The organism is Gilliamella sp. B3367 (assembly GCF_026536825.1).
Lineage (GTDB): Bacteria > Pseudomonadota > Gammaproteobacteria > Enterobacterales > Orbaceae > Gilliamella > Gilliamella apicola_E.
The window spans coordinates 153,684-177,382 of the sequence record NZ_JAFNNJ010000003.1; the positions used below are offsets into that span (position 1 = coordinate 153,684).

The window sequence follows — 23,699 nt, forward strand, 5'->3', positions numbered from 1 at the left end:
ATTTGCCTCAAAAACCCCGTTCCTCAACTCAAAAATTCAATATCACTCCATATCTATAAATCATCTAATTTACATTAAAACTGAATTATTATCAGGCTAATACAGTGATGTAGTTCATATTTGAAGTTATGACAAAAGATTAGGCAAACAGTCATTTCCAGTATAGCTGTTTGTTTCAACAACTATCATGATGGGCTTTTTTAAAGCCCATCCCTGTTTTTAATCTTTAATACCATTATCTTTGATAACTTGCTGATACCAATAAAAACTATCTTTTTTAATTCGATTAAGTGTTTTTAAGTCATGATCATCTCGATCAACATAAACAAAGCCATAACGTTTTTTGAAACCTTGATGAGAACTTAGTAAATCAATTACTGACCATGGACAATATCCAAATAGTTCAACCCCATCTTCAATTGCATCATGACAAGCTAATATGTGCGATTTGATATAATCAATTCGATAATCATCATGTACTTTATTGTCAGCAGTTAATGTATCTGGAGTACCTAATCCATTTTCAGTAATAATTAATGGTAAATGATATTGACGATAATATTCATTTAATACTAGTCTTAACCCCATCGGGTCAATTTGTGCGCCATAAGTAGATGCGGTTAAATTTGGGTTTTTCTCAATTTTGAAATAACCATATAGATCGAAATCAATATCTTTTTCTTTAGTGCCAAATGGATGAGCATCATCTTCCGGTAAATAGCTTGCGACTAATGTTCGATAGTAATTTACGGCAATAAAATCAGGTTTAGCTTTTTTTAATATTTCGGCATCTTCTGGTTGTGTAATAGGGTAGATACCACAACGTTGCAAATAATGTTTGTAGTATCCCGGATAATCACCAAAACAGTACATATCTAGGGCATAATTAGTTTTAAAATTATCATTCATTTTAGCTGCCCAAACATCCATTGGTTTATTACTTGCAGGATAGGTCATGGTGGATGATACCGCTGGTCCTACTTTGCTTCCAGTAATTAGTTCATGACAATCATTTGTTGCCATCGCATGAGCAACAAACATGTGATAATCCATTTGAGCTCTCACTTTTTCTGTGTCGGCTGGTGCGACTTTGTACATGTTCATTCGTTCATTAACACGAATCATCAAATTTTGTTCATTATTGATTTGCCAGTTTTTTACCCGATCACCAAATGCTTTATAGCAGACCTGAGCATAGCGTCTAAATGCATCGACACAACGGCGGTCTTGCCAACCATTATATTTATCAACTAAGGCAAATGGTAAATCAAAGTGATAAAGAGTAATAAATGGAATGATATTATTTTTGATTAATTCGTTAATTACTCGATTATAAAAATCAATTCCAGCTTGATTTATTTCACCGTCCCCATCAGGAATAATACGTGCCCATGATATTGAAAAACGATAAGTTTTTAATCCCAATTCTTTAAACAAAGCAATATCACTCTCTACATGATGATAGAAATCACTGGCAACTTTGCTATCGGCTTGCACTGCAGAGCGTTGAAATGAGTTATAATCAGCAACGGTCATCCCTTTTCCATCAGCATCCCATCCACCTTCAATTTGAAAGGCAGAAGATGATGCTCCCCACCAAAAATCCTTAGCAAAAGCTTTCATATATTAACCTCTAAACTTGAATAAATAATAAATTGTCTTTTTTACTGACGTGATCTTTTTGACAATATTCTATATTTTTATATTGATCTGAATTAGCAACAATAATCGAAGTCGTTAAATCGAATTCTTTTATTTTATCAATATCAAATGAAACTATTTTGGTTCCTTTTGTAATGTGTTGACCTGCTTGTACATAGGATTGAAAATATTTACCTTGTAATTTAACGGTATCAATTCCAATGTGAATCAACAGTTCAATACCATTATCTAATGTTAGACCAATAGCATGTAAAGTAGGGTAGAGTACTGATACTGTACAATCCGCTGGTGCAACTATTTCTCCTACCTTAGGATAAACCGCGATCCCTTTGCCCATCGCTCCTGAAGCAAATACTTCATCTTTGACTTGATTTAAGGCAATGACCTCACCCTCAACAGGCGATAGAATAGTTGTATCATTGGTTAATGGAGTTTGAATTGTTTTTGATTCTTTTTCGTTTGGTATGTCATTAAATCCAACAATCATTGTCATAATGCATGAACCAAAAAATGCAAAGCCTATACCAATTAAATAGCATAAGAATGCTTTTGTACCTGCTTCCGCATAAACAGGTATTGTTAATACCCCTTGGTTGGCAAAGGCTGTACCATAAGATCCTCCCCAACCCATTAATCCTCCAGCAAGTGCACCACACACAACTGCACAAATCATTGGTTTTTTCAATCTTAAGTTAGCGCCATAAATCGCTGGTTCGGTAATGCCGAACAAGGCTGTGATTGTTGCCGATGCGGCAACGGTTTTTAAATTTTTATTTTTGGTTTTGAAAAATACACCTAATGCGGCTCCAGCTTGTGAAAAGTTCGCCGCTCCAGCGAAAGCAAGTAAGTTCTGGCGTCCAGTTTGAGCTACGTCATTAATGCCGATTGGTACAATAGCACGATGTGCGCCAAAGATGACTAAAATACACCATACACCACCAATAAATGCTCCTAATAATATAGGGCTAACGCCCATAATGTAGTAATAGATCCAGTTTATAAATTCGCCAATATAGATGCCAATAGGACCGAAAATAAGTAAAGTAGCTGGTATCATGATAAGTAATGAAAAAGTTGGCACCATGATAATTTTTAATACTTCAGGGATAATATATTCCAAAAATCTTTGTACATAACTTAAAATAAATACCGCTAATATAATTGGGATAACGCTAGACGTGTAACTTGCTTTGGTTAATTCAATGGTAAACAGAGTGACTTCAGTTTTACTAGCCATTAAATTGACAATTGATGGATAACATAATGTTGCACCAATTATCATCGATATAAATTCATGAGCTTTAAATACTTTAGCAGCGGTATAGCCAAGTATTATTGGCATGAAGTAGAAAACTGCATCTGATGCAGCATGTAAAATCGTGTAGGTGTTATAAGTTTTGATATCAGTTTGATAGTAATAATTACCTATCATAACCGCTATAGCTAAAATTCCCTTTAACATACCTGATGCTGCAATAGCTGGGATGATTGGTGTAAAAATAGCTGCAAAAGCATTAAGTATTTTTACCCCTAATGAAACTTTAGGTTCCGTTTGATTACTTTGTTCTAACTCGCCAATTAGAGGGAGGAGTTGCTCATAAATTTTGGTGACTTTATTGCCTAATACTACTTGGTATTGTCCACTACTTTCAACAACGGAAATCACACCTTCTGTCTGTAATAATTTTTCGCGATTAGCTTTTTTACTGTCATTTAATTGAAACCGTAAGCGAGTAAAGCAGTGTGTTAAGTTGATAATATTCTCTTTACCGCCTACTAATTCAAGTATTTGCTGTGCAATTTTTTGATAGTCCATTATTTTCTCCATTACTTAAAGAATGGTTATTCATTGATAAAAAAGCTTAATACACTAAAAAAAATCATTATTATATAAATCATAAAGTTAAGATGTTTGTATTATGAATTTAGTAAGATCAATTTTTATCACTTTTTAATTCACTTCAAGCTAGCATAGTTTAAAAAATTAGACAAGTTTGTCATAATTATTGCTAAATAATTTATTTAGATATATTTTTAGAACAAAAAATTATCAGTATTAAAATTGTGGATAAATGAAGTCAGCCAAGAAGAAGTCTTATTTATTGTTGTGTATTGTGTTTTTTTTCTGGTATGCACAATATATCTATATTCCTTATCAAACCCCTTATCTTGCGGCGATAAATATATCGACTACTATGATCGGAATGGTGGTTAGTGCTTATGGATTTTCGCAATTATTCTTAAGATTGCCGGTTGGTTTATTAGCCAATGTAAAAGAGAAACATAAAATTTTTATTGTATTAGGCACCTTTTTTGCTGGAATTGCATCGGTAATTCGTATTATTGAACCGAATGGAGCTGGTTTTCTCGTTGGTAATATAATTTCAGGTTTCGCCAGTGCAATGTGGATCTCTTTTATGGTGCTTTTTTTAGGTTTTTATCCCAAATCTAAAAAAGGGTATGCAACTAGTTTAATTATAATGGTTAATAATCTAGGTGTGTTTTTAGCCTTTTTAACAAGTACATTATTGTATGATTATATTCATATGGTAGGAATTTGTGTGCTTAGTTGCTTTAGCGGGTTATTGGCTTTTATTTTAGCAATAAAGCTAAAATATCCGGAAAAGATCCATCATGATTTTAACTATCATCTTTTGTTTAGCGCATTATGTAATCGAAAATTATTGTTTTTCTCATTTCTTGCTTTAATTCAGCAAGGGATTCAAATGTCTACCACAATGTCTTTTACTAATCAGATATTGAGTGATTTGGGTGGAAGTGCTTCTTTAATTGGCATTTCTTCAATTGTCTATATGTTATCTTCAGTTCTATTTGCTAAATTGGGGGCGACTAAGTGGATTAATCTGATGAGAATTTCAAGCTGGGTAATTTTATCTTTTCTATTACTAGCACTTTATTGTATTTTAGTACCTCAGGTCTCTTCTGTTTATATTATTCTTCTATTGCAAATTATCCCAGGTATAGGGACGGGTATACTATTTTCGTTTTTAAATTTTGAAGCGATGATAGATGTGCCATCGTATGCCCGTTCTGCTGCCATGGGATTATTTCAAGCTATTTATGCACTAGGTATGACGCTATTTCCAATTGTTGTTGGAATAATTAGTTTGAAATGGTCGATGATAATCGCCTATTTTGCCTTAGCCGGTATAGCAATAATAGGCGCAATTTTATCAATGATTTACTGGTTAAAATTTAGAAAGCAGACCACTTAAAATTTTATATAGTGACACACTATCTTATTAGTTAAATGGTTTTACTATTGAAATTTAGCCTAATAATCATTAGGTGATGCTTGTGCAAGTACTTCGCGATTACCATTATGACTTGGCGCACTTATAATGCCTTCAACTTCCATTTGTTCTACTATTCGTGCAGCGCGATTGTAACCAATTCTAAATTTGCGTTGGACGCTAGATATTGATGCTCGACGGGTTTCAACCACAAATGCTACTACTTGATCGAAAAGTGGATCGAGTTCTTCGTCGGTCATATCGAAGCTATTACCTTCATTATCATCAGTTGAAACTGTTACATTTTCGATATATTTAGGTGTGCCACGCGCTTTCCAATCTTGCACAACTGCATGAACCTCTTCATCACGAACAAATGCGCCATGAACACGTATAGGAATTGAGCTGTTTGGTGCTAAATAGAGCATGTCACCCATACCTAGAAGTGATTCAGCCCCCATTTGATCTAAGATTGTACGTGAATCAATCTTGCTTGAAACAGTAAATGCTATTCGAGTTGGTATGTTGGCTTTGATTAAACCAGTAATAACATCAACTGATGGGCGTTGGGTTGCAAGCACTAAGTGGATGCCAGCCGCTCGAGCTTTTTGTGCAAGTCGTGCAATGAGCTCTTCGACTTTTTTTCCAACGGCCATAATTAAGTCGGCGAATTCATCCACCATAACCACAATATATGGAAGTTTTTCAAGCGTTGGCATTTCAAGATCCATACTATCAGTGGGTTTCCAAAGAGGATCTGGAATTGGTCGTCCCATTTCTTCGGCAAGTTTGATTTTTTCGTTAAAACCAGCAATGTTACGAACGCCCAATGCTGACATCAATCGATAGCGACGCTCCATTTCATTAACACACCAGTTAAGAGCATTAGCCGCATCTTTCATATCAGTTACTACTTGAGTCAATAGATGAGGAATCCCTTCATAGATAGATAGTTCTAACATTTTAGGATCAATCATTATAAACCTAACATCTTCAGGTTGTGATTTGTATAAAATGCTTAATATCATGGCATTAACACCTACTGATTTACCTGAACCGGTCGTTCCTGCAACCAATAAATGTGGCATTTTAGCTAAATCTGCAACCACTGATTGTCCTGCGATATCTTTTCCTAATACAATTGTTAAAGGAGATTGTGCATTTTTAAATTGTGGACTATCTAATACTTCTCTGAAATAAACAGTTTGTCGATTTTTATTTGGTAATTCAATTCCGACATACGGTTTACCTGGAATAACCTCGACCACCCGTACTGAAGGCATTGATAATGAGCGAGCTAAATCTCGGTCAAGTGTCGAAATTCTTGCTGCCTTAATGCCTGGTGCAAGTTCAATTTCGAAGCGAGTAATAACGGGGCCAGGTAAATAATCGACAACTCTAGCTTTTACTCGATAATCAGAGAGGCTTTTTTCGATTTGTTCTGACATTGCATTTAACGCCGCGTGGTCAACTTCAATTCGAGTTGTTGGTGGTGGCGTTAATAAATTTAACGAAGGTAACGGCGTTGTTGGTTTTGGTAAAGGCTTATCATTGCGTTTTAGCAAAGGATGAATAAGGCTTTCTTCCTCATCCTCATCCATAACTTCTTTTATTTCATTATTAGTTTGTTGTTCATTTGATTCGTTTACTACCTCATTTTGATATATGTCATCAATGAGAGGGTTTTCTTCTTTAAGAAGTGATATATCAACATCTTCGGGTATCTCAAATTCGGCTGGAATATCATTAGTATTATGATATTCAGGTGTAATACTTGGTGATGTTTCCGCTAAAGGTTCGATTACAATTGGATCAACTGAATCTTGAGATGCAATATGATTTAGATTAATTTTTGGCTCATTATGCTCCATAGTGAATAAAGGTTTACTTGGTGCATCGGCAATAGCGTATTTATCTTCTTCAAAAGGTTCTAAGACCTCACGACTATTAATTTCTCCATCAGATTCTGTTGAACTCATATCACTCGTGGTGCTTTCATTCATATTTTTCAAAATAGTTTCCATTCGCGCTAAAATCGCGTCAGGATCCATTTCTTTTTTAGATATATCTTTAGTCGGTTGGTTGGTTTCGTTAGGAGATGTATTTGCCTCAATAGATTGCAATAATTGAGCAGCAGTTTTTATAAATACTTCATCATCTTTTAATGAAATAGCTTTAGTTGTACTAATATCTGATTCTGTCGCCAATTTGGTTGAGTCAATATTATCGCTAGTATCAACATCAATAGGTAGATCAAACTGTGGCTGTTTTTCTGTTGTTAATTTGTCTTCTTCATTCGAATCAGCTGGTTGTGAAACTTTATCCGGAGTAAATAACCATTTTATTGGTGACAAGATGAACATAACTAAAGCACCAATTTTTTCAAACAGATAAAGCCAAGAGAAACCAGTTAAAAGCGTAATACATGCTAGTGTTGTTGCAAGCAAAGCTAGAGAGGTAGCTAAGCTACTCATAACAGGTAGAAGGCTTTCAATTACTATCGAACCTAAATAACCACCTGCTTGGAATTGTTCTGGATCGCGAATATTAAGAGCAAAAAAACCACAACAACTAAGTACAAAAGCTAAAATGCCGATAATTCGGAAAGAAACACTAAAATAGTTAATAGGATCATTGGCATGGCGGTAAAAATAACCCATTAATTGTAAACAAAAAAAGATAATAATAACCGGTAAACTATAGGCGATTAATCCAAAAAACTGAAATAAGATATCAGAAATATATGCACCAATATAACCGCCTAAGTTGCTAATAGGATAGTGCCAAGCTGTACGTGACCAGCCAGGATCTGATGGGTTGTAAGTAAACAGTGATAAAAATAAGTAAACAGACAGGCCTATTAATGATAATAGAATTAATTGTGCAACAATCTGTCTTCTTGTAATTTTAGATTTTTTCAAACACGTACCTAAAAACTATCTTAATTAAAAATTTTGAGTATTTTATCATAAATTGAACCTACTCATAGCGTGAAAGGTGTATAAAAACTAATTTATTAGCAACTATTAATTCGATAGCGTTAAGGTTTGATTAAATCTTTTTGCATTCAACACGTAATGTTGAGCATTTTTAATATTTGCTTGAATTTCTTCATCTGTGAGTTTACGAATAATTTTAGCTGGAGATCCCATAATCAAACAACCTTCCTCATAAGGCAGACTATGTGTAACTAGTGAGTTAGCACCTACTAGGCAGTTTTTGGCAATTCTAGCATTGTTTAAAATAGTACTTCCCATACCAATTAAACTATTATCCTCAATATTACAACTATGCAAAATAACATTATGGCCAACGGTGACATTCTCACCAACAATACAGGGAATGTCAGTTTCTGTATGAATAGTACTGTTATCTTGAACATTACTATTTTTACCAATATGAATCGTTGCGATATCACCTCGCAAAACTGCGTTAAACCATATAGATACGCCTTCTTCTAAAATAACATCACCAATGATGTCTGCTGATTTAGCAATAAAACACTTAGAATTAATTTGTGGTTTTAGATTTTCTAATTGATAAATCATGGTTAATTCCTTTTTATATTTTTGACACTCAAAAACAATCCGGCCGCAAAAAAGTTACAGATAACCATTGAGCCAACCATAAGCCATTCTGTTAAATTATTCGTAACAGTTGCTGTATTATGAGTTGAAACGAGTGTTGAAAGTAAGACTCCGATAGCGCCAGCGACGGCAAAGCGGATGGTGCCTGCAAGCGAGGAGGCTGTGCCTGCTATATGAGAATAATAATCGAGTATTACAGCCATGCAATTACCACCTATGGTTGTAATACAACCGATATAACCAGCAATACATGCCACTAAAAAGACAAAACCTAAGTCAAATATACTCACTGTAGCCATACCTATGGCTGTTATAAATTGGAGGAGTAAGCCTAACTGAATCATCTTAATAGAACCAACCCGTTTTACAATACGGCTATTGAGTGTATTCATTGAAACCATGACCATAACATTAATAGCAAAGTAATAGCCGAAATTGGTTGATGCAACACCATGTAAGTTCATATAGACAAATGGTCCTAAACTTAGAAATGAAAATAATCCGGCTCCGGAAAATGCACCAATCATCATGTAAGTAAACACTTGTCTATGTCTAAATAGAGCAATGAAGTTACTTAAAATTCGAATTATACTGAATTTATCACGTTTGGATTTGGCTAATGTCTCAGGGATATTGATTGTTACTAATGCAAAACAAATAATCGCCATTAAGCAAAGTGCATAGAAGTTAGCTTGCCAATCGAACCAATAAAGAATAAAACCACCAATAATCGGTGCGAGTAATGGGGCAACATTCGATATCAATGTTACAAAAGACATCATTTTAGAAAAATCATCACGATCGCGATAGATATCTTTCATTAATGCATTAATAACAATAGTGGTTGCTGATGCTGCTATTCCATGAAAAAATCGGGCTGTGATTAACTGATTTATATTAGCAGCAAGACCACAACATAATGCTGCAATTATGAAAATAATTAGTCCAGCAGTTAAAACTTTTCTTCGTCCGTAACTATCGGTGAGTGGACCAAACAAAAGCTGACCTAATGAAAATCCTAATAAATAGAAACTGATTGTCAACTGCACAGTTGAATCGGCGACATTAAATTTGTTCGCAATAGTTGGCATACTTGGTAAATACATATCAATAGATAATGGCATTAACATTGAAATGAAACCAAGAATAAAGATAAGTGCTTGTTTAGAAACTTTAATTTCTACTTGTGGTTCTTGTGTTTGCACGTTGTCATTCCTTTGGATACAAAGTTACTAAGTTTTAACTATAAAACCTAGTAAAAGAAAACATTAGTTAAGAATCAAACGGCTAATTAAACGAATTGATCTCATCTTGAGTAAGAGGGCGGTATTCGCCCTCAGGTATATCAAGAATAATATTGCCAATCTGTTTACGATGCAACTGGGTGACATGGTTATTTACAGCTGCAAACATTCGTTTCACTTGGTGATATCGGCCTTCACTTATTGTAAGTTCTGCATGGTAATCATCAAGGATAACTAATTTAGCTGGTTGAGTAAGTGTTTTTTCACTTTTTAGCTGAATACCTTGTTTAAATATCTCAATAAGATCATTATTAAGAGGTTGCTCAACGGTTACTTGATAAACTTTTTCACAATGATGTTTAGGAGAAGTAATGCGATGTGACCACTTACCATCATCGGTTAATAAAACTAGCCCAGTGGTGTCTAAATCCAGTCGACCTGCTGAATGCAGCTTTTCAGACATAGGTTCATCAATAAAATAGAGGATAGTTGGGTGATCAGGATCATCAGTAGAACAAACATAACCTTGTGGTTTATTGAGCATGAAGTAACGATTTTCGGTAATAGGTATAATTTCGAAACCATCATATTCTACAATTTGATCATCTGAGATATGGTAAGCACCTGATTTTACAACAGCTCCATTAACAGTTACCTTTTGGGCTTTCAGTTCTTTATTGACTATTGTTCGGCTTACCCCTAGATGGTGAGCTAGAAATTTATCCAGTCGCATATTCAAATACTATTCCTATAAACATGGTGTGTAAATATCAAAACGATGATTTTTAGTTTTAATTTCCGCCGTTGGTTTTTGATTGGCTAAAAATGGTGCATAATCAGGTCGTTTAACCACAACGCGTTTTTTAGCTAATCGTCTTGCGGGTTCAAGTAGGCTTTCTGCATCGAGATCGTTACCAACTAATTGTTGAAAAATGCGCATCTCTTTTTTCACTAATGCACTTTTTTGTCGGTGCGGAAACATCGGATCAAGATAAACAACGTCAGGTTTTTCTTGATGTGAATTGAGCCCAAGTAAACTTGAATTATAAATTAAATGTAACAGCTTTTGTAATTGCTGACCAATGATTGGATCTTGATAAGCACGATTAAGCCCATCTTCTAACAAGGCAGCAACAACAGGATGTCGCTCAAACATAGTAACATGGCAACCAATAGAAGCTAATACGAATGAATCTCGTCCTAATCCAGCTGTTGCATCAATAATAGTGGGTAAATAATTACCTTTAACGCCAACAGCTTTAGCTATCGCTTCACCACGACCACCACCAAATTGACGACGATGAGCCATCGCACCAGACACAAAATTAACCGCGATTGCACCTAATTTAGGTTCATCAGTTTTTTGTAACTCAAGTTGATTGTTTTGATTAACGAGAGTAAATGGAAGATCAGGATGCTCGAATAGCCACTGCTCAGCTAACTTTTTGAGCTGAGCAGTGTTAACTTTAGTGGATACCATAGTGACGAAGTAATGCCTCAAGTTGCGGTTCACGACCACGGAAATTTTTGAATAATGTCATTGGTTCATCACTGCCACCTTGAGATAATATATTGTCAAGGAAAGCATTACCTGTATTTGCATTGAAGATACCTTCTTCTTCAAAGCGAGAAAACGCATCAGCAGATAAAACTTCAGCCCATAGATAACTGTAATAACCTGCGGCATAACCTCCTGCAAAAATATGACTAAATGCGTGAGGGAATCGTCCCCAATCTACGGTTGGTACTACTGCAACTTGTTCTCTGACTTGTTTTAAAGTTTCTAAAATATCAGGTGTTTTTTCGCTATGTAATTTAAAATCAAATAAACCGAATTCTAACTGACGCAGAATAAATAATGCAGCTTGGAAGTTTTTGCTATCAAGCATTTTTTCTAGCATTTCTTGTGGTAATGGTTCGCCTGTTTGATAATGACCTGAAATAAATTCTAAAGCTTCAGGCTGCCAGCACCAATTTTCTAAGAATTGACTCGGTAATTCAACGGCATCCCATGGAACACCATTAATACCAGCCACTGATGACACATCAATTTCAGTTAACATATGATGTAGTCCATGACCAAATTCATGGAATAATGTGGTTACCTCATTATGAGTAAATAATGCTGGTTTATCACCGATTGGTCGATTGAAATTACATGTTAAATAGGCAACAGGTTTTTGGATATGGCCATCAGCAAAACGCATTTTACCAATACAATCATCCATCCAAGCACCACCGCGTTTATGTTCACGAGCATATAAATCAAGATAAAAGCTACCTTTTAATTCACCATTGGCATTATATAAATCATAAAATTTTACCTCAGGTGCCCAAACTTCAACATCATGACGCTGTTTTGCAGTAATGCCAAAAATACGACGAACGACTTCAAATAATCCACTAATAACTCGCTCCTCTGGAAAATATGGACGAAGTTCTTCATCATTTATGGTATAAAGATGTTGTTTTTGTTTTTCGCTGTAATAAGCGATATCCCATGGTTTGATATCACTTGCACCAAAATATTCATAAGCATATCTTTTAAGTTCGGCTAATTCTTTTTCACCTTGAGGTTTAGCTTTGGTTGCTAAATCTGTTAAAAATGCGGTAACTTGCGTTACAGTTTCAGCCATTTTAGTTGCTAATGACTTATCGGCATATGTGTCAAAACCAAGTAACTGAGCAAGTTCAGCTCGAAGCGATATAATTTGTTTAATGATTTCTGTATTATCCCACTTACCGGCATTAGGTCCTTGGTCAGACGCTCGAGTATTGTATGCTTGATAGAGTTCAAATCGTAAATCTCGATTATCGCAATAAGTCATTACCGGTAAATAACTTGGAATATCGAGCGTTAATAACCAACCATCTTGCTCTTTTGCCTTAGCTTGCTCTTTAGCTGCGGCTAAGGCACTTTCAGGCATTCCGGATAAATCTTCAATATTCGTGATTAATTTTGACCAGCCCATAGTGGCATCTAATACATTATTACTATATTGAGATGATAATTCTGAAAGTTTGGCAACAATTTCACCATAACGTTTTTGCTTATCATCCGCCAATCCAATACCCGATAATTCAAAATCCCGCAATGCATTGTTGATTACTTTTTTTTGTGCTTTGCTTAAATTTTCGAAGTGTTTGCTATCTTTAAGTTGTTTATAGGCATTATATAGTGGTTTATGTTGTCCTACCCAAGTACTGTATTGAGATAGCAAAGGTAAGCAAGCTTCATATGCTTCACGTAGTTCAGGGCTGTTTTTCACTGAATTAAGATGACTAACCGGTGACCATGCTCGGCTAAATTTTTCATCCATTTCATCAATGGGTTGAACAAGATTATCCCAAGTGTATTCACTATTTTGTTCAAGCACAGATTTAATCGTTTTACGACAATTGTTTAATGTCTCTTTAATCGCTGGTAAAACATGCTCAGGTTTGATTTGTGAAAATAGGGGTAATGATGAATTACTTAATAGTGGGTTAGTCATTCTGGAATACCTTATGCAATGATTATGTTTATTTATAAAACATGTGGCTAAAAAAACTTTATTCAAGTTTTTATGTTCATGGAGGGTAATTATAAACCCATTAATTTTCGCTCACGTTGCCATTCAGTCGGTGTATAGGTTTTGATTGATAATGCATGGATTCGATTATCATTAATAAATTCCGCTAATGGTGCATAAATAGCTTGTTGTTTTTTTACACGGCTTAATTCAGCAAACATTTCACCAACGGCAATAACTTGAAAATGGCTGCCGTCGTTTGTCATTACATGCACATCGTCGAGGTTAAGTGAATTTTTTAATTTAGCTATAATTTCTTGTTTATCCATTATTTAAACTCAGTATTAACTATTTTATAAAAAAAGTTGAGGAACGGGGTTTTTGAGCTCTCAAATTGCATCATTTTTAATGATTAATCACTGTTTGCAAATCATAAAGCTCAATTAGTGTTTGTAATTGTGGGCTGATCCCAGTCAATTTTACATTATATTGATTACAAAAATAGACAAGCGTCGCGAGTCCAGAAGAGTCAACCCGTGTTACTTTAGATACATCAATATGGCTTACATTGCTTAATAGTGTATCTTGAGCAATCCATAAATCATTTAAAGAGTGAAAATCAAGTTCACCGATTAAATTAAGTGCATTTTGTTGTTTTTCTGCTTGGATTCGCGACATAATGAACTAACCTTTTTGTTTAGCGTTTGGATCAATTTTGCGATTGGATAGATCATTTAATTGTTTGGTTAATGCATCTATTCCATTTTGGCGAAGAATAGCTGCCCATTCGTTTTGTTTAGTTGTAACCATGCTTACTCCTTCAGCTGTTAAGTCATAAGCTTTCCATTCACCTGTTACTGTATTTTTTCGCCATTGGAAATCGATACGAATAGGTTGTTGATTTTTATCTGGCTGATTTAAAAGCACGCGAATTGAAATAAGTGATTTGTTAGTTAAATCTTTTGGTGCTTCAACTTGGTAAGTTTGACCGTTGTACATAGAAAGTGCTTGAGCAAAAGCTTGAACTAAATAGTTTTCAAAAGCTTTGAAATAAGCTGTTCGTTGTGCGTCAGTTGCTGATTTATAAGCATCACCTAAAATTAATGCGCCTGCATATTTAACTTGGACATAAGGCAATAAATCCGCTCTTACAATATCTTTAAGTTTATTTGGATTTGACTTAATTGATGCTGATTGAGCTTTCATCGTACTAAATATTTTGTCAGCAGCAACTTGCATATCGTTATAAGGATCGTTTGCAAATGCTGAAGAACTTATTACTAATGCAAGTACTAAAAAAAGGGCTTGTTTAAATTTGGTTAACATAGTTACTCCTTACTATCATTGGTATCTTGTTTTTTATCTGATGATCCGCCAGTGCTATATAAAAATTGTCCAATCAAGTCTTCGATCACCATGGCTGGTTTTGTATTGTTAATGACATAACCATCTATAAGATAAGCTGGTTTATTATTACTATTACTCGTTGTTGTAGTGGTATCAGAATCTAATGAATCAAGTTCATGTTCAATGCTTTGATCTAATCCAAAATTGATATCAATAAATTGTTCACCTAATAGGCCAGAAGTTTTGATTGAAAGTGAGCTAGAACTTGGAATTCTATTGTATTGAGCATCTAAATCCATAGTGACATAAGGTTTATACGTTGCACCTTTTTCTGATTTAAGACTAATATTACTTACACGACCAATCACTACACCGCCAATTTTAATTGGTGATCTTACTTTTAATCCACCAATGTTATCAAATACAGCATAAACACGGTAGGAGTTATGACGAGCGAAAGACGTTGGATCGGTAACCCTAAAACATAAAAATAGCACTGAGCAGATAACCAGCACCATAAATAACCCTACTGTAATTTCAACTTTACGACTCATGTTTAATGACCTCAATTACTAAACATTAATGCGGTTAAAATAAAATCTAACCCCAAAATAACTAATGATGAATAGACAACGGTGTTCGTTGTTGCCCGACTGATTCCTTCTGATGTTGGCACACAATCATAGCCATTAAATAGAGCAATCCAAGTACTAGCGATTGCAAATGCAAAGCTTTTAATAAAACAATTGCCTAAATCGTGCCACCAATCGACATTACTTTGAATGGATGACCAAAAAAATCCTGCATCAATACCTTTCCAATCAACACCTACTAATACACCACCTAAAATGCCAACAGCGACAAAAATTGCTGTTAGAAACGGCATACAAAAAAATCCAGCCCAAAATCTTGGCGCGATAATTCGTCTTAATGGGTCGATCGCCATCATTTCCATGCTTGATAATTGTTCGGTGGCCTTCATTAGACCAATTTCAGCGGTTAACGCTGAGCCGGCACGGCCTGCAAATAGTAATCCTGCAACTACAGGTCCAAGTTCTCTCAACAGCGCAAGTGCGACTAGCATTCCTAAACTGGCTTCAGCACCAAAGGTGGTTAAAATAAAGTAACCTTGTAGTGCTAGTACCATTCCTATGAAAAGACCTGATACAATAATAATTGATAGCGATTGTACACCGACAAAGTAAAATTGTTTAACAAGTAATGGGAATTGTTTGCCAAATTGAGGTTTACCGATAAGTGCACCAAATAGCATTACGCCTGAGCGACCTAGCATCGCGATAATATTGATTATTGATCGCCCAAGTTTTGCAATTAAGTTTAACATTAGTTTGCACCTCTACTTAGGTCTAATTTGTAATCATCCGCAGGATAATGAAATGGTACTGGGCCATCGGCTAATCCTTCAAGGAATTGTTTTACTCGTAAATCATCATTATTTCGTAATTCTTCAGATGTACCGCCAGCAATAATATGTTGTTCAGCAACAATATAAGCATAATCAGCAATACTTAATACTTCACTAACATCATGACTAACAACAATACAGGTTAATCCAAGTGATTGGTTAATTTCAGATATAAGTTTGACAATTACGCCCATGGATATAGGATCTTGCCCAGCAAAAGGTTCATCAAACATGATTAAATCAGGATCGAGTGCTATTGCTCTGGCTAATGCTGCCCGCCGTGCCATTCCACCAGATAGTTCTGAAGGCATCATATTAGCTGCACCACGAAGTCCTACTGATTGTAATTTCATTAATACCAAATTATGTAAAATAGGTTTTGGTAAATTAAAATGTTCTCTTAATGGATAAGCAACATTATCAAATACTGATAAATCAGTAAATAGAGCCCCAGATTGGAATAACATACTCATTCTTTTACGGACTTCATATAACCTTGAACGAGTCATACTAGGTATATCTTCACCATCAAATAGAATTTGACCTGATTGTGGCTTAAGTTGCCCGCCAATCAGTCTTAATAGTGTAGTTTTACCTATTCCCGATGGCCCCATAATTGCGGTAACTTTGCCTTTGGGAACCGTCAAGTTCATATTTTTATAAATTGGACGAGTCCCACGATAAAATGACATATCGTGTATTTCGACCAGATTTTGTTGTAATGTGTTGGTCACAATGAGTTCCTACACTACCATAATTAAATGTCGGTTATTTTACTTGATTATCACAAATAAACAAATGTATTAACCAAGTAGCTGATTTAGTGATGGTAATCATAAAATATGCTGAATTTATTTGTTCGTCATTTTATGCTAAAACTTTTTTAATATTTTAACTATATGAGAATATTGAATTATATTTATTGATTTTTTGTGGTAAATAGTGGCGTTTTGAAATAAACGCCAGTATAAAGTGTTGCAATAGGGTTTAATTACTTGGGATCATTCGTGTCTTGCCTTGCGTGCCAAATAATTACCAATGCTTTGTACAATTTGTATTGCAATAACTAAGATCACAACACAGATATAAATGACGGTATCATCAAAACGTTGATAACCTTGCGAATAGGCGACATCTCCAATCCCACCTGCGCCAATAGCCCCTGCCATTGCTGTTGCCCCAATCAAACCAATTGTGGCGGTAGTGAAAGTTAAAATCAATGAACTAAATGCTTCAGGTAGCATAAAGTGCCAAATAATTTGTACTGGCGTTGCGCCCATCGATTCAGCTGCTTCAATAATACCATTTTTTACCTCTAATAATGAGTTTTCAACAAGCCGAGCAATATAAGGAGCAACATAAAAAGTTAAGGGCACAATTGCAGCTGTCGTACCGATTGATGTGCGAACTATAAAGTAAGTAAATGAATGAAGTGAAAAGAGTAAAATAATAAAAGGTAATGAGCGAACAAAATTAATAATTGGGTTAATAATCTGATAAACCCGTTTATTTTCGAGTAAACCAGATGGTCGGGTGGTGACTAAGCAGATCGCTAATGGAACGCCGATTAATGCGCCTAATATTAATGAAAAAACAACCATATATAATGTGTCTAATGATGCTTGTGCATATTGCTCAACGGTTACTCTGGTTAGAAAATTAGTATTTATATAATTGATAAAATCGTTGACTATTTCCATTAGTTGTTCTCCCAATGTTTGATTTCTGTAACGTTAACCCCATTTTCGCGAAGAAATTGCACTGATTGTTCGATATTATTATCACTTCCTTTTAATTGAACAAACATACTGCCTAATACCGTTTTTTCGATTTCAGACATATGGGCAAATAAAATATTCACTACTACTTTCTGCTGTAAGATCAATGCATTCATAACTGGCTCTGAGGCCGAACGACCTAAAAATTCAAGCTTAAACAACTTAATATTATGTTTATCACCCTCAATTTTTAACAGATTTTCAACAACACCTTCAGGGATTTGGTCATTAATAACTGAACTAACAAATTTTTGTGTGGTTTTATGCGTTGGATGACCAAAGACATCAAGTACATTGCCATGTTCGATAATTTTACCTTTTTCCATAACTGCTACTTTGTGACATATTTGCTGTATTACATGCATTTCATGGGTAATTAGAACGACAGTTATTTTATATTTATCATTAATTTTTTTTATTAATTCCAAAATAGCTTGAGTAGTTTGTGGATCGAGTGCCGATGTGGCTTCATCACAAAGTAAAATATCGGGATCGTTCGCCAAGGCCCGAGCAATTCCAATACGTTGTTTTTGTCCACCTGATAGCTCTTTAGGATAGCTATTAGCTTTATCGCTTAATCCAACAAATTCGAGCAGTTCATGAACTTTCTGTTTAATTGTTTGTTTATCTTTTTTGATGAGGACTAGAGGGATCGCAACATTTTCATATACGGTTTTGGATTCAAGTAAATTGAAATGTTGAAAAATCATGCCTATTTTACGGCGAACTTGGCGTAATTGAGAGTTTGATAACTGATTCAATGATTGGTTTTGAATAACAACATTGCCTTGAGTTGGTTTTTCAAGAAAGTTTATCAGACGAACTAGCGTACTTTTTCCTGCACCACTATAACCAATAATGCCGTAGATATCGCCTTTTTGGATAGTTAAGTTAATGTTTTGTAATGCTTGGGTGGTAACTCCATTTCGTTCGTATTGTTTCGATACATTTTCAAATTTTATCATTATGTGATACCTATCAATGTTGTGCTACTTCAATTAATCCTTGCTTAGCGAGATTGGCTAAATAGTTGGCTGCTGGCATTATCATGTCAGTATTAACTAAAAATTTTGGATGATGTAGGGCGTAAGGGCTTTGTGAACCAAGATTGATAAATGCGCCAGGTACATGATGCAAATAGTGGGCAAAATCTTCACCACCAAGTTGCGGTTGAAAATCAACAACGTCATAACCTTGTTGTTTGGCAATCTTTTGACAAAAATCGACCCACTTAGCAACATTTATGATTGATGGCGGGCCATCAAACCATCTCAACTCTGCTTTGGCTCCCATGCTAAGTGCAATATTTTCAACAATGCTTTTTAATTGTTGTTTGACTTTTAACCTTATATCAGGAGTTAGCGTTCTTACAGTGCCTTCCATCTCAACAATTTCAGGAATGACATTCCATGTGTTCCCTCCTAAGAATTTTGTAATGCTGACAACCACAGCATCAAGCCCACTTATTGTACGACTTGATATTGTTTGGATAGCACTAATAATTTGTGAACCAATAACAATTGGATCAATTCCTGACTCAGGTCTTGCCGCATGGGCTCCAACCCCTTTTATTGTGATTTCAATTCGGTCAACGTTTGCTGAAAAGGGGCCTGCTCGAGAAGCCATTTGGTTAATGGTTAAATTAGGATTATTGTGCATTCCTAAAATAACATCAACGCCATTAAGTGCACCAATTTCTATAAAATGTAATGCTCCACTAAAATTTTCTTCAGCGGGTTGAAAAAGTAATCGAACCGTTCCTTTTAAATGTCGTTCATTGGCTTTCAATAAGTAAGCTGCTCCCATTAAAACAGAAGTATGCAGATCATGACCGCAAGCATGCATTACTCCTTTTTGGATTGAACGGTATTGGCAATCTGATTGTTCAAAAATGGGTAGGGCGTCAATATCGGCTCTTAAGGCTAAGACTGGTGAGCCTGAACCAATTTCAGCAATAACACCAGTTTTTGCGCCTAGCTCTAATATGCGAATATTCGCTTTTTCTAAGTAATACCTTAATTTTTTGGTTGTTTCAAACTCCTGATTTGAAAGCTCTGGATTTTGATGTAAGTCGAGAAAAAGCTGCTCGATAATGGGTGCAATAGCTTTTGTCATGGTAAGTCCAATTGATAAAAATATTGATATTTTTACAGTAGCACAGCTGATATTTTGGCTCTAATAATCGTTTTTTATAACTTATTCCAAAAAGTTATAAGATAGAATTACATGGAATAAATGAATTATTTTTTATGTGTTAGAGTAGTTTTAAAATTTACATTTCACTGAGGATAGTTCAAATGAAAATGAGGTTCATCAAGCAAAAATTAGTTAATAATGTTGTGGTGTTAGCTTTATTTAGTTCTCTTTTTTTAATTACAGCATGTGATAACTCATCATCGAAAACCGATAATCAAACAAAAAAAGAGATCAGTATGGGCGTTTCACCAGGACCGTACAATGATCTGTTTAATGATGCGGTTAAACCAATACTTGAATCAGAAGGCTATAAAGTTAAGTTAGTTAATTTTCCACATTTATTAGAATCAGATGTGGCATTAAGTGAAGGCAGTATTGATTTAACGGTAGCTCAACATACTGCATATATGGATGTGTTTAATAGTCAACGCAAAGCTCATTTAAAACCAGTGGTGCATGTACCTTCGGTTCCAGCTGCAATATTTTCGAATAAGTATACGTCGATAAAAAATGTTTTTCCGGGTGCTAAAATTGGAATTCCTCAAGATGCATCAAATGCAGCACGTTCTTACAACTTGTTGGAAAAAGCTGGTTGGATTAAGTTAAAACCAAATAGTAATCCAATTATTGTCGGCAAAAATGATATTGCCGAAAATATTGCGGGTGTTGATATTGTTGAAATGGATTCAGCCAATATTCCAAGAGTTTTAAATGAGTTAGATTTCGCCGTCATTCCAGGCAGTATCGTTTATTCCGCTAATATTGACTCGAAAAAAGCACTTTTGTCTGAAACAATTATTCCTGATTTAGAAATTATGGTTGTAGTTAATGAAGGTAATGAAAATAGTCAATGGGCAAAAGATATAAAGCGTATTTATCAATCACAGCAATTTAAAGATTACATGCAAACACATAATCAAAATGGTTATTGGGTCATGCCTCAAGAATAGTGATCATTTAGCCCGTTTAAATACGGGCTTTTTAATATTTAGGCATACTGGTATCAACAGTTCGAGCCCAAGCGTCAATGCCACCAGTTAAATTGTAGAGAAAATCACAATCAAATCCATTTTCAACCAAATAATTTGCAACGTTAAGACTCCTTACACCATGATGGCAATAAATAATAATATCAATTTCATCTGGGATTTTATCTAAATAAAGTGGTATGAGATTCATAGGAATATGTATTGCTCCCGCTATTGCACAAATTTCTACTTCATTAGGTTCGCGTACATCAAGTAGAAATAGTTTGTCATGCTGTTTTATTCTTTGAGCGAGATCTATTGGTGTTATTTCTTTTATTGTCATTATATTCAAAGCTTAGTTAGGTTATTAACAATACATTATAGAGACACACAAGTGTTTCATCATTAAAATTTTACAATATTACTTTATTCAGTAAGGTTTTATTGGTTGTAACTGCCGTGCATATTTATTTTTTAATTTAGTTTATTGCAGATATTACCCTTTTTTAGGCGCATTAAAATAATCAATAATATATTCAAAAACAAAAAGTTGAAGCTTTGTATAACGTTCTTTTTTTCTACGGCAGAGTAGAACATTCCAAGATATGGGATCTTTAAACGGTTTTTGAATGATATTTTTATCAAAATAGATATTAGATACAGGTGAAGGTAGAACGGTAATAAATTCCGAGTTTTTAATAATTAACATCAAAAAATCCCACGACGAAGACATTGTGGTTTTTTTAGGGGTAATACCATACTTATCAAATTTTTTTTGTAACTGATGCTGAATAATAAAAGAGGGATCTAATGTGGCTAATAATTTATTGTTAAGATCGCCCCAATCAATTTTTTCCTTAACCGATAGTGAATGATTAACATTCATAAAAGCACTTAGCTCATCTTTTTGTAACAAGTGCTCATCTATAATATTGGGATCTATGTTTGTTGGTTGAAGTAATATCGCAAAGTCCAGCTCATCTACTAAAAACATTTTACTGAGTTCATAAGCGCCTTTTTCTATTATTTCAAATTTGACGCTCGGATTATTAATGATCAACTGAGCAATTAAATCTGCAAAAACTACACCTAAAATTAAGGGGGGAATTCCAATCTTTATCGTCCCTTTAAGTTGTGTTGATCCTTCTCGAATTTCACTTAGCATACCATTGTATTGATTTAGAATTTTATTTGCATTGTCGTAAAATATTTCGCCTGCAGGGGTAAGTTTTTGTAATCGCCCTTTGTAACGTTCAAAAAGTTCAACATTTTCAGCATCCTCAAATGATTTAATAAATTGACTTAATGCTGATTGTGAAATATAGAGTCGTTGAGATGCTAAAGAGAGATTAAAATTAGATTTAACGACTTCAATAAAATATTTCAATTGTCGAATATCCATAAGCTGAATCGAACCATTTTTTTTTTTTAATAAAATATCTATAAGTTTAACTTATAGATATTATTAAAAACAAGACTTAGACTTCAAAAAAAAGATGCTCTAACCTTTCATTCATATTTTAAAAATGGAGGTATGCAGAATGAAGGAAGTCGTTATTGTCTCGGCCGTTAGAACACCTATTGGTGCTTTAGGTGGCGTGTTTAAAAATGTCTCTGCAGTTGAACTAGGCGCAAGGGCAGTGACAGGAGCACTTAAAAAGATAAATTTGGATCCATGTAATGTCGATGAAGTTATTTTGGGTAATGTGTTATGCGCTGGCTTAGGTCAAAATGTTGCGCGGCAAGTAGCAATAGCAGCAAATATTCCCAATGAAGTCCCTTCTTTTAATGTAAGTAAAGTATGTGGCTCGGGTCTTAAATCTATCATTTTAGCAAGTCAAGCCATTATGTGTGGAGATGCTGAAATCGTCATTGCAGGCGGTACGGAAAGTATGAGTAATGCTGGTTATGTCTCTTTTGGTATGCGATTTGGCATGAGAATGGGAGATTCAAAATTGATTGACTCACTTGTTTACGATGGTTTAACCGATGCTTTTTCTCATGTTCATATGGGAATTACCGCAGAAAATCTAGCTGAAAAATACCAATTAACTAGAAATGAGCTGGATGAATTTGCATTACAAAGCCAATTAAAAGCGGAACAGGCTCAAAAATCAGGTAAATTTGATGAAGAGATCATTCCTGTAGAGATAAAGAATAAAAAGGGAATTGAGGTTGTTAATCAAGATGAGTATCCAAGACATGGTTCAACATTTGAGTCTTTAAATAAATTGCGACCAGCATTTAAAAAAGATGGAGTTGTAACGGCGGGTAATGCATCAGGAATTAATGACGGGGCAGCAGCTTTAGTTTTAATGAGTAAAGAAAAGGCAGTTGAGTTGGGATTAAAACCCTTGGTTACCATTCGATCTTGGGCCAGCGCTGGTGTTGACCCACAATTAATGGGATATGGGCCGGTACCTGCGACACAAAAAGCGTTAAATAAAATTGGCTTATCTGTAGAAGATATTGATCTTATTGAAGCAAATGAAGCTTTTGCAGCTCAAGCAATTAGTGTAATTAAAGGATTAGATCTTGATACCAGTAAAATCAATGTTAATGGGGGTGCGATTGCACTAGGTCATCCAATCGGGGCTTCAGGAGCGAGAATTTTAGTTTCACTTATTCATGAAATGCAGCGACGAGATGCAAAAAATGGATTGGCAACGCTTTGTGTGGGTGGTGGTCAAGGTTTAGCAATGGTTGTCGGTAAATCCTAGGGTAT

Annotated in this window: 22 protein-coding genes; 3 read left to right on the forward strand and 19 right to left on the reverse strand. The window is 34.9% G+C overall.

Annotated features, from left to right (window positions below):
• Positions 1-219 precede the first annotated feature (219 nt).
• Both J3U23_RS06610 and J3U23_RS06615 read right to left on the reverse strand, forming a co-directional pair.
• The gene (locus tag J3U23_RS06610) at positions 220-1,623 is read right to left on the reverse strand and encodes a glycoside hydrolase family 1 protein (RefSeq protein ID WP_267331806.1); all 1,404 of its coding nucleotides are present in this window, start codon (positions 1,621-1,623) and stop codon (positions 220-222) included.
• A 10-nt stretch (positions 1,624-1,633) separates the two neighbouring features.
• On the reverse strand, positions 1,634-3,478 hold the full coding sequence (locus tag J3U23_RS06615; protein WP_267338835.1) for a beta-glucoside-specific PTS transporter subunit IIABC: 1,845 nt from the start codon (positions 3,476-3,478) through the stop codon (positions 1,634-1,636).
• 256 nt (positions 3,479-3,734) lie between these two features.
• Between J3U23_RS06615 and J3U23_RS06620 the strand changes: the two genes are divergently transcribed.
• On the forward strand, positions 3,735-4,898 hold the full coding sequence (locus tag J3U23_RS06620) for an MFS transporter (RefSeq protein WP_267338836.1): 1,164 nt from the start codon (positions 3,735-3,737) through the stop codon (positions 4,896-4,898).
• Positions 4,899-4,957: 59 nt separating this feature from the next.
• Here J3U23_RS06620 and J3U23_RS12085 read toward each other — a convergent pair whose 3' ends face one another.
• The 15 genes from J3U23_RS12085 to J3U23_RS06700 form a co-directional block, all read right to left on the reverse strand.
• Positions 4,958-7,837, reverse strand: a complete 2,880-nt coding sequence (locus J3U23_RS12085) for a DNA translocase FtsK 4TM domain-containing protein (RefSeq protein WP_416380105.1) — start codon at positions 7,835-7,837, stop codon at positions 4,958-4,960.
• 105 nt (positions 7,838-7,942) lie between these two features.
• A complete protein-coding gene (locus tag J3U23_RS06635; RefSeq protein ID WP_065734685.1) occupies positions 7,943-8,464 on the reverse strand; it encodes a gamma carbonic anhydrase family protein in 522 nt (173 codons plus the stop codon).
• Between the two features lie 2 nt (positions 8,465-8,466).
• Entirely contained in the window at positions 8,467-9,708 is a 1,242-nt protein-coding gene (locus tag J3U23_RS06640; RefSeq protein WP_267338837.1) for a Bcr/CflA family multidrug efflux MFS transporter, read from the reverse strand.
• Positions 9,709-9,790: 82 nt separating this feature from the next.
• On the reverse strand, positions 9,791-10,480 hold the full coding sequence (gene rsuA, locus J3U23_RS06645; protein ID WP_220225696.1) for a 16S rRNA pseudouridine(516) synthase RsuA: 690 nt from the start codon (positions 10,478-10,480) through the stop codon (positions 9,791-9,793).
• A 15-nt stretch (positions 10,481-10,495) separates the two neighbouring features.
• Positions 10,496-11,227 (reverse strand): class I SAM-dependent methyltransferase, encoded by a 732-nt coding sequence (locus J3U23_RS06650; protein ID WP_267338838.1) that lies wholly within the window; start codon positions 11,225-11,227, stop codon positions 10,496-10,498.
• A complete protein-coding gene (prlC, locus tag J3U23_RS06655) occupies positions 11,214-13,241 on the reverse strand; it encodes an oligopeptidase A (RefSeq protein ID WP_267338839.1) in 2,028 nt (675 codons plus the stop codon). The genes J3U23_RS06650 and prlC overlap by 14 nt, the downstream gene beginning before the upstream one ends.
• Before the next feature lie 89 nt (positions 13,242-13,330).
• A complete protein-coding gene (locus J3U23_RS06660; RefSeq protein ID WP_065734681.1) occupies positions 13,331-13,588 on the reverse strand; it encodes a BolA family protein in 258 nt (85 codons plus the stop codon).
• A gap of 76 nt (positions 13,589-13,664) precedes the next feature.
• Complete coding sequence (locus J3U23_RS06665; protein ID WP_065563615.1) at positions 13,665-13,937, reverse strand: STAS domain-containing protein; 273 nt, start codon at positions 13,935-13,937, stop codon at positions 13,665-13,667.
• Positions 13,938-13,943: 6 nt separating this feature from the next.
• Positions 13,944-14,585, reverse strand: a complete 642-nt coding sequence (mlaC, locus tag J3U23_RS06670; RefSeq protein ID WP_065563614.1) for a phospholipid-binding protein MlaC — start codon at positions 14,583-14,585, stop codon at positions 13,944-13,946.
• A 2-nt stretch (positions 14,586-14,587) separates the two neighbouring features.
• Positions 14,588-15,160, reverse strand: coding sequence for an outer membrane lipid asymmetry maintenance protein MlaD (mlaD, locus tag J3U23_RS06675; RefSeq protein WP_065563613.1), 573 nt, complete (start codon positions 15,158-15,160; stop codon positions 14,588-14,590).
• An 11-nt stretch (positions 15,161-15,171) separates the two neighbouring features.
• Positions 15,172-15,951, reverse strand: a complete 780-nt coding sequence (gene mlaE / locus J3U23_RS06680; RefSeq protein WP_065734680.1) for a lipid asymmetry maintenance ABC transporter permease subunit MlaE — start codon at positions 15,949-15,951, stop codon at positions 15,172-15,174.
• Complete coding sequence (mlaF, locus tag J3U23_RS06685; RefSeq protein WP_081299570.1) at positions 15,951-16,769, reverse strand: phospholipid ABC transporter ATP-binding protein MlaF; 819 nt, start codon at positions 16,767-16,769, stop codon at positions 15,951-15,953. The genes mlaE and mlaF overlap by 1 nt, the downstream gene beginning before the upstream one ends.
• Positions 16,770-17,033: 264 nt before the next feature.
• A complete protein-coding gene (locus J3U23_RS06690; protein WP_416380108.1) occupies positions 17,034-17,633 on the reverse strand; it encodes a methionine ABC transporter permease in 600 nt (199 codons plus the stop codon).
• Positions 17,634-17,731: 98 nt separating this feature from the next.
• Positions 17,732-18,775 (reverse strand): methionine ABC transporter ATP-binding protein, encoded by a 1,044-nt coding sequence (locus J3U23_RS06695; protein WP_267338842.1) that lies wholly within the window; start codon positions 18,773-18,775, stop codon positions 17,732-17,734.
• Positions 18,776-18,788: 13 nt separating this feature from the next.
• Positions 18,789-19,925: an amidohydrolase gene (locus J3U23_RS06700; protein ID WP_267338843.1), complete on the reverse strand. Its 1,137-nt coding sequence runs from the start codon at positions 19,923-19,925 to the stop codon at positions 18,789-18,791.
• Positions 19,926-20,107: 182 nt separating this feature from the next.
• Here J3U23_RS06700 and J3U23_RS06705 point away from each other — a divergent pair, with 182 nt between their 5' ends.
• On the forward strand, positions 20,108-20,956 hold the full coding sequence (locus J3U23_RS06705; protein WP_218058473.1) for a MetQ/NlpA family ABC transporter substrate-binding protein: 849 nt from the start codon (positions 20,108-20,110) through the stop codon (positions 20,954-20,956).
• 31 nt (positions 20,957-20,987) lie between these two features.
• On the opposite strand, the gene J3U23_RS06710 is transcribed toward J3U23_RS06705, so the two are convergent.
• Positions 20,988-21,317 carry a rhodanese-like domain-containing protein gene (locus J3U23_RS06710; RefSeq protein ID WP_065734678.1) on the reverse strand — a complete coding sequence of 110 codons (330 nt, stop codon included), beginning with the start codon at positions 21,315-21,317 and terminating at the stop codon, positions 20,988-20,990.
• A 153-nt stretch (positions 21,318-21,470) separates the two neighbouring features.
• Positions 21,471-22,376 carry a LysR family transcriptional regulator gene (locus J3U23_RS06715; RefSeq protein WP_267338844.1) on the reverse strand — a complete coding sequence of 302 codons (906 nt, stop codon included), beginning with the start codon at positions 22,374-22,376 and terminating at the stop codon, positions 21,471-21,473.
• Positions 22,377-22,515: 139 nt separating this feature from the next.
• Here J3U23_RS06715 and J3U23_RS06720 point away from each other — a divergent pair, with 139 nt between their 5' ends.
• A complete protein-coding gene (locus J3U23_RS06720; RefSeq protein WP_065734676.1) occupies positions 22,516-23,694 on the forward strand; it encodes an acetyl-CoA C-acetyltransferase in 1,179 nt (392 codons plus the stop codon).
• Positions 23,695-23,699 lie beyond the last annotated feature (5 nt).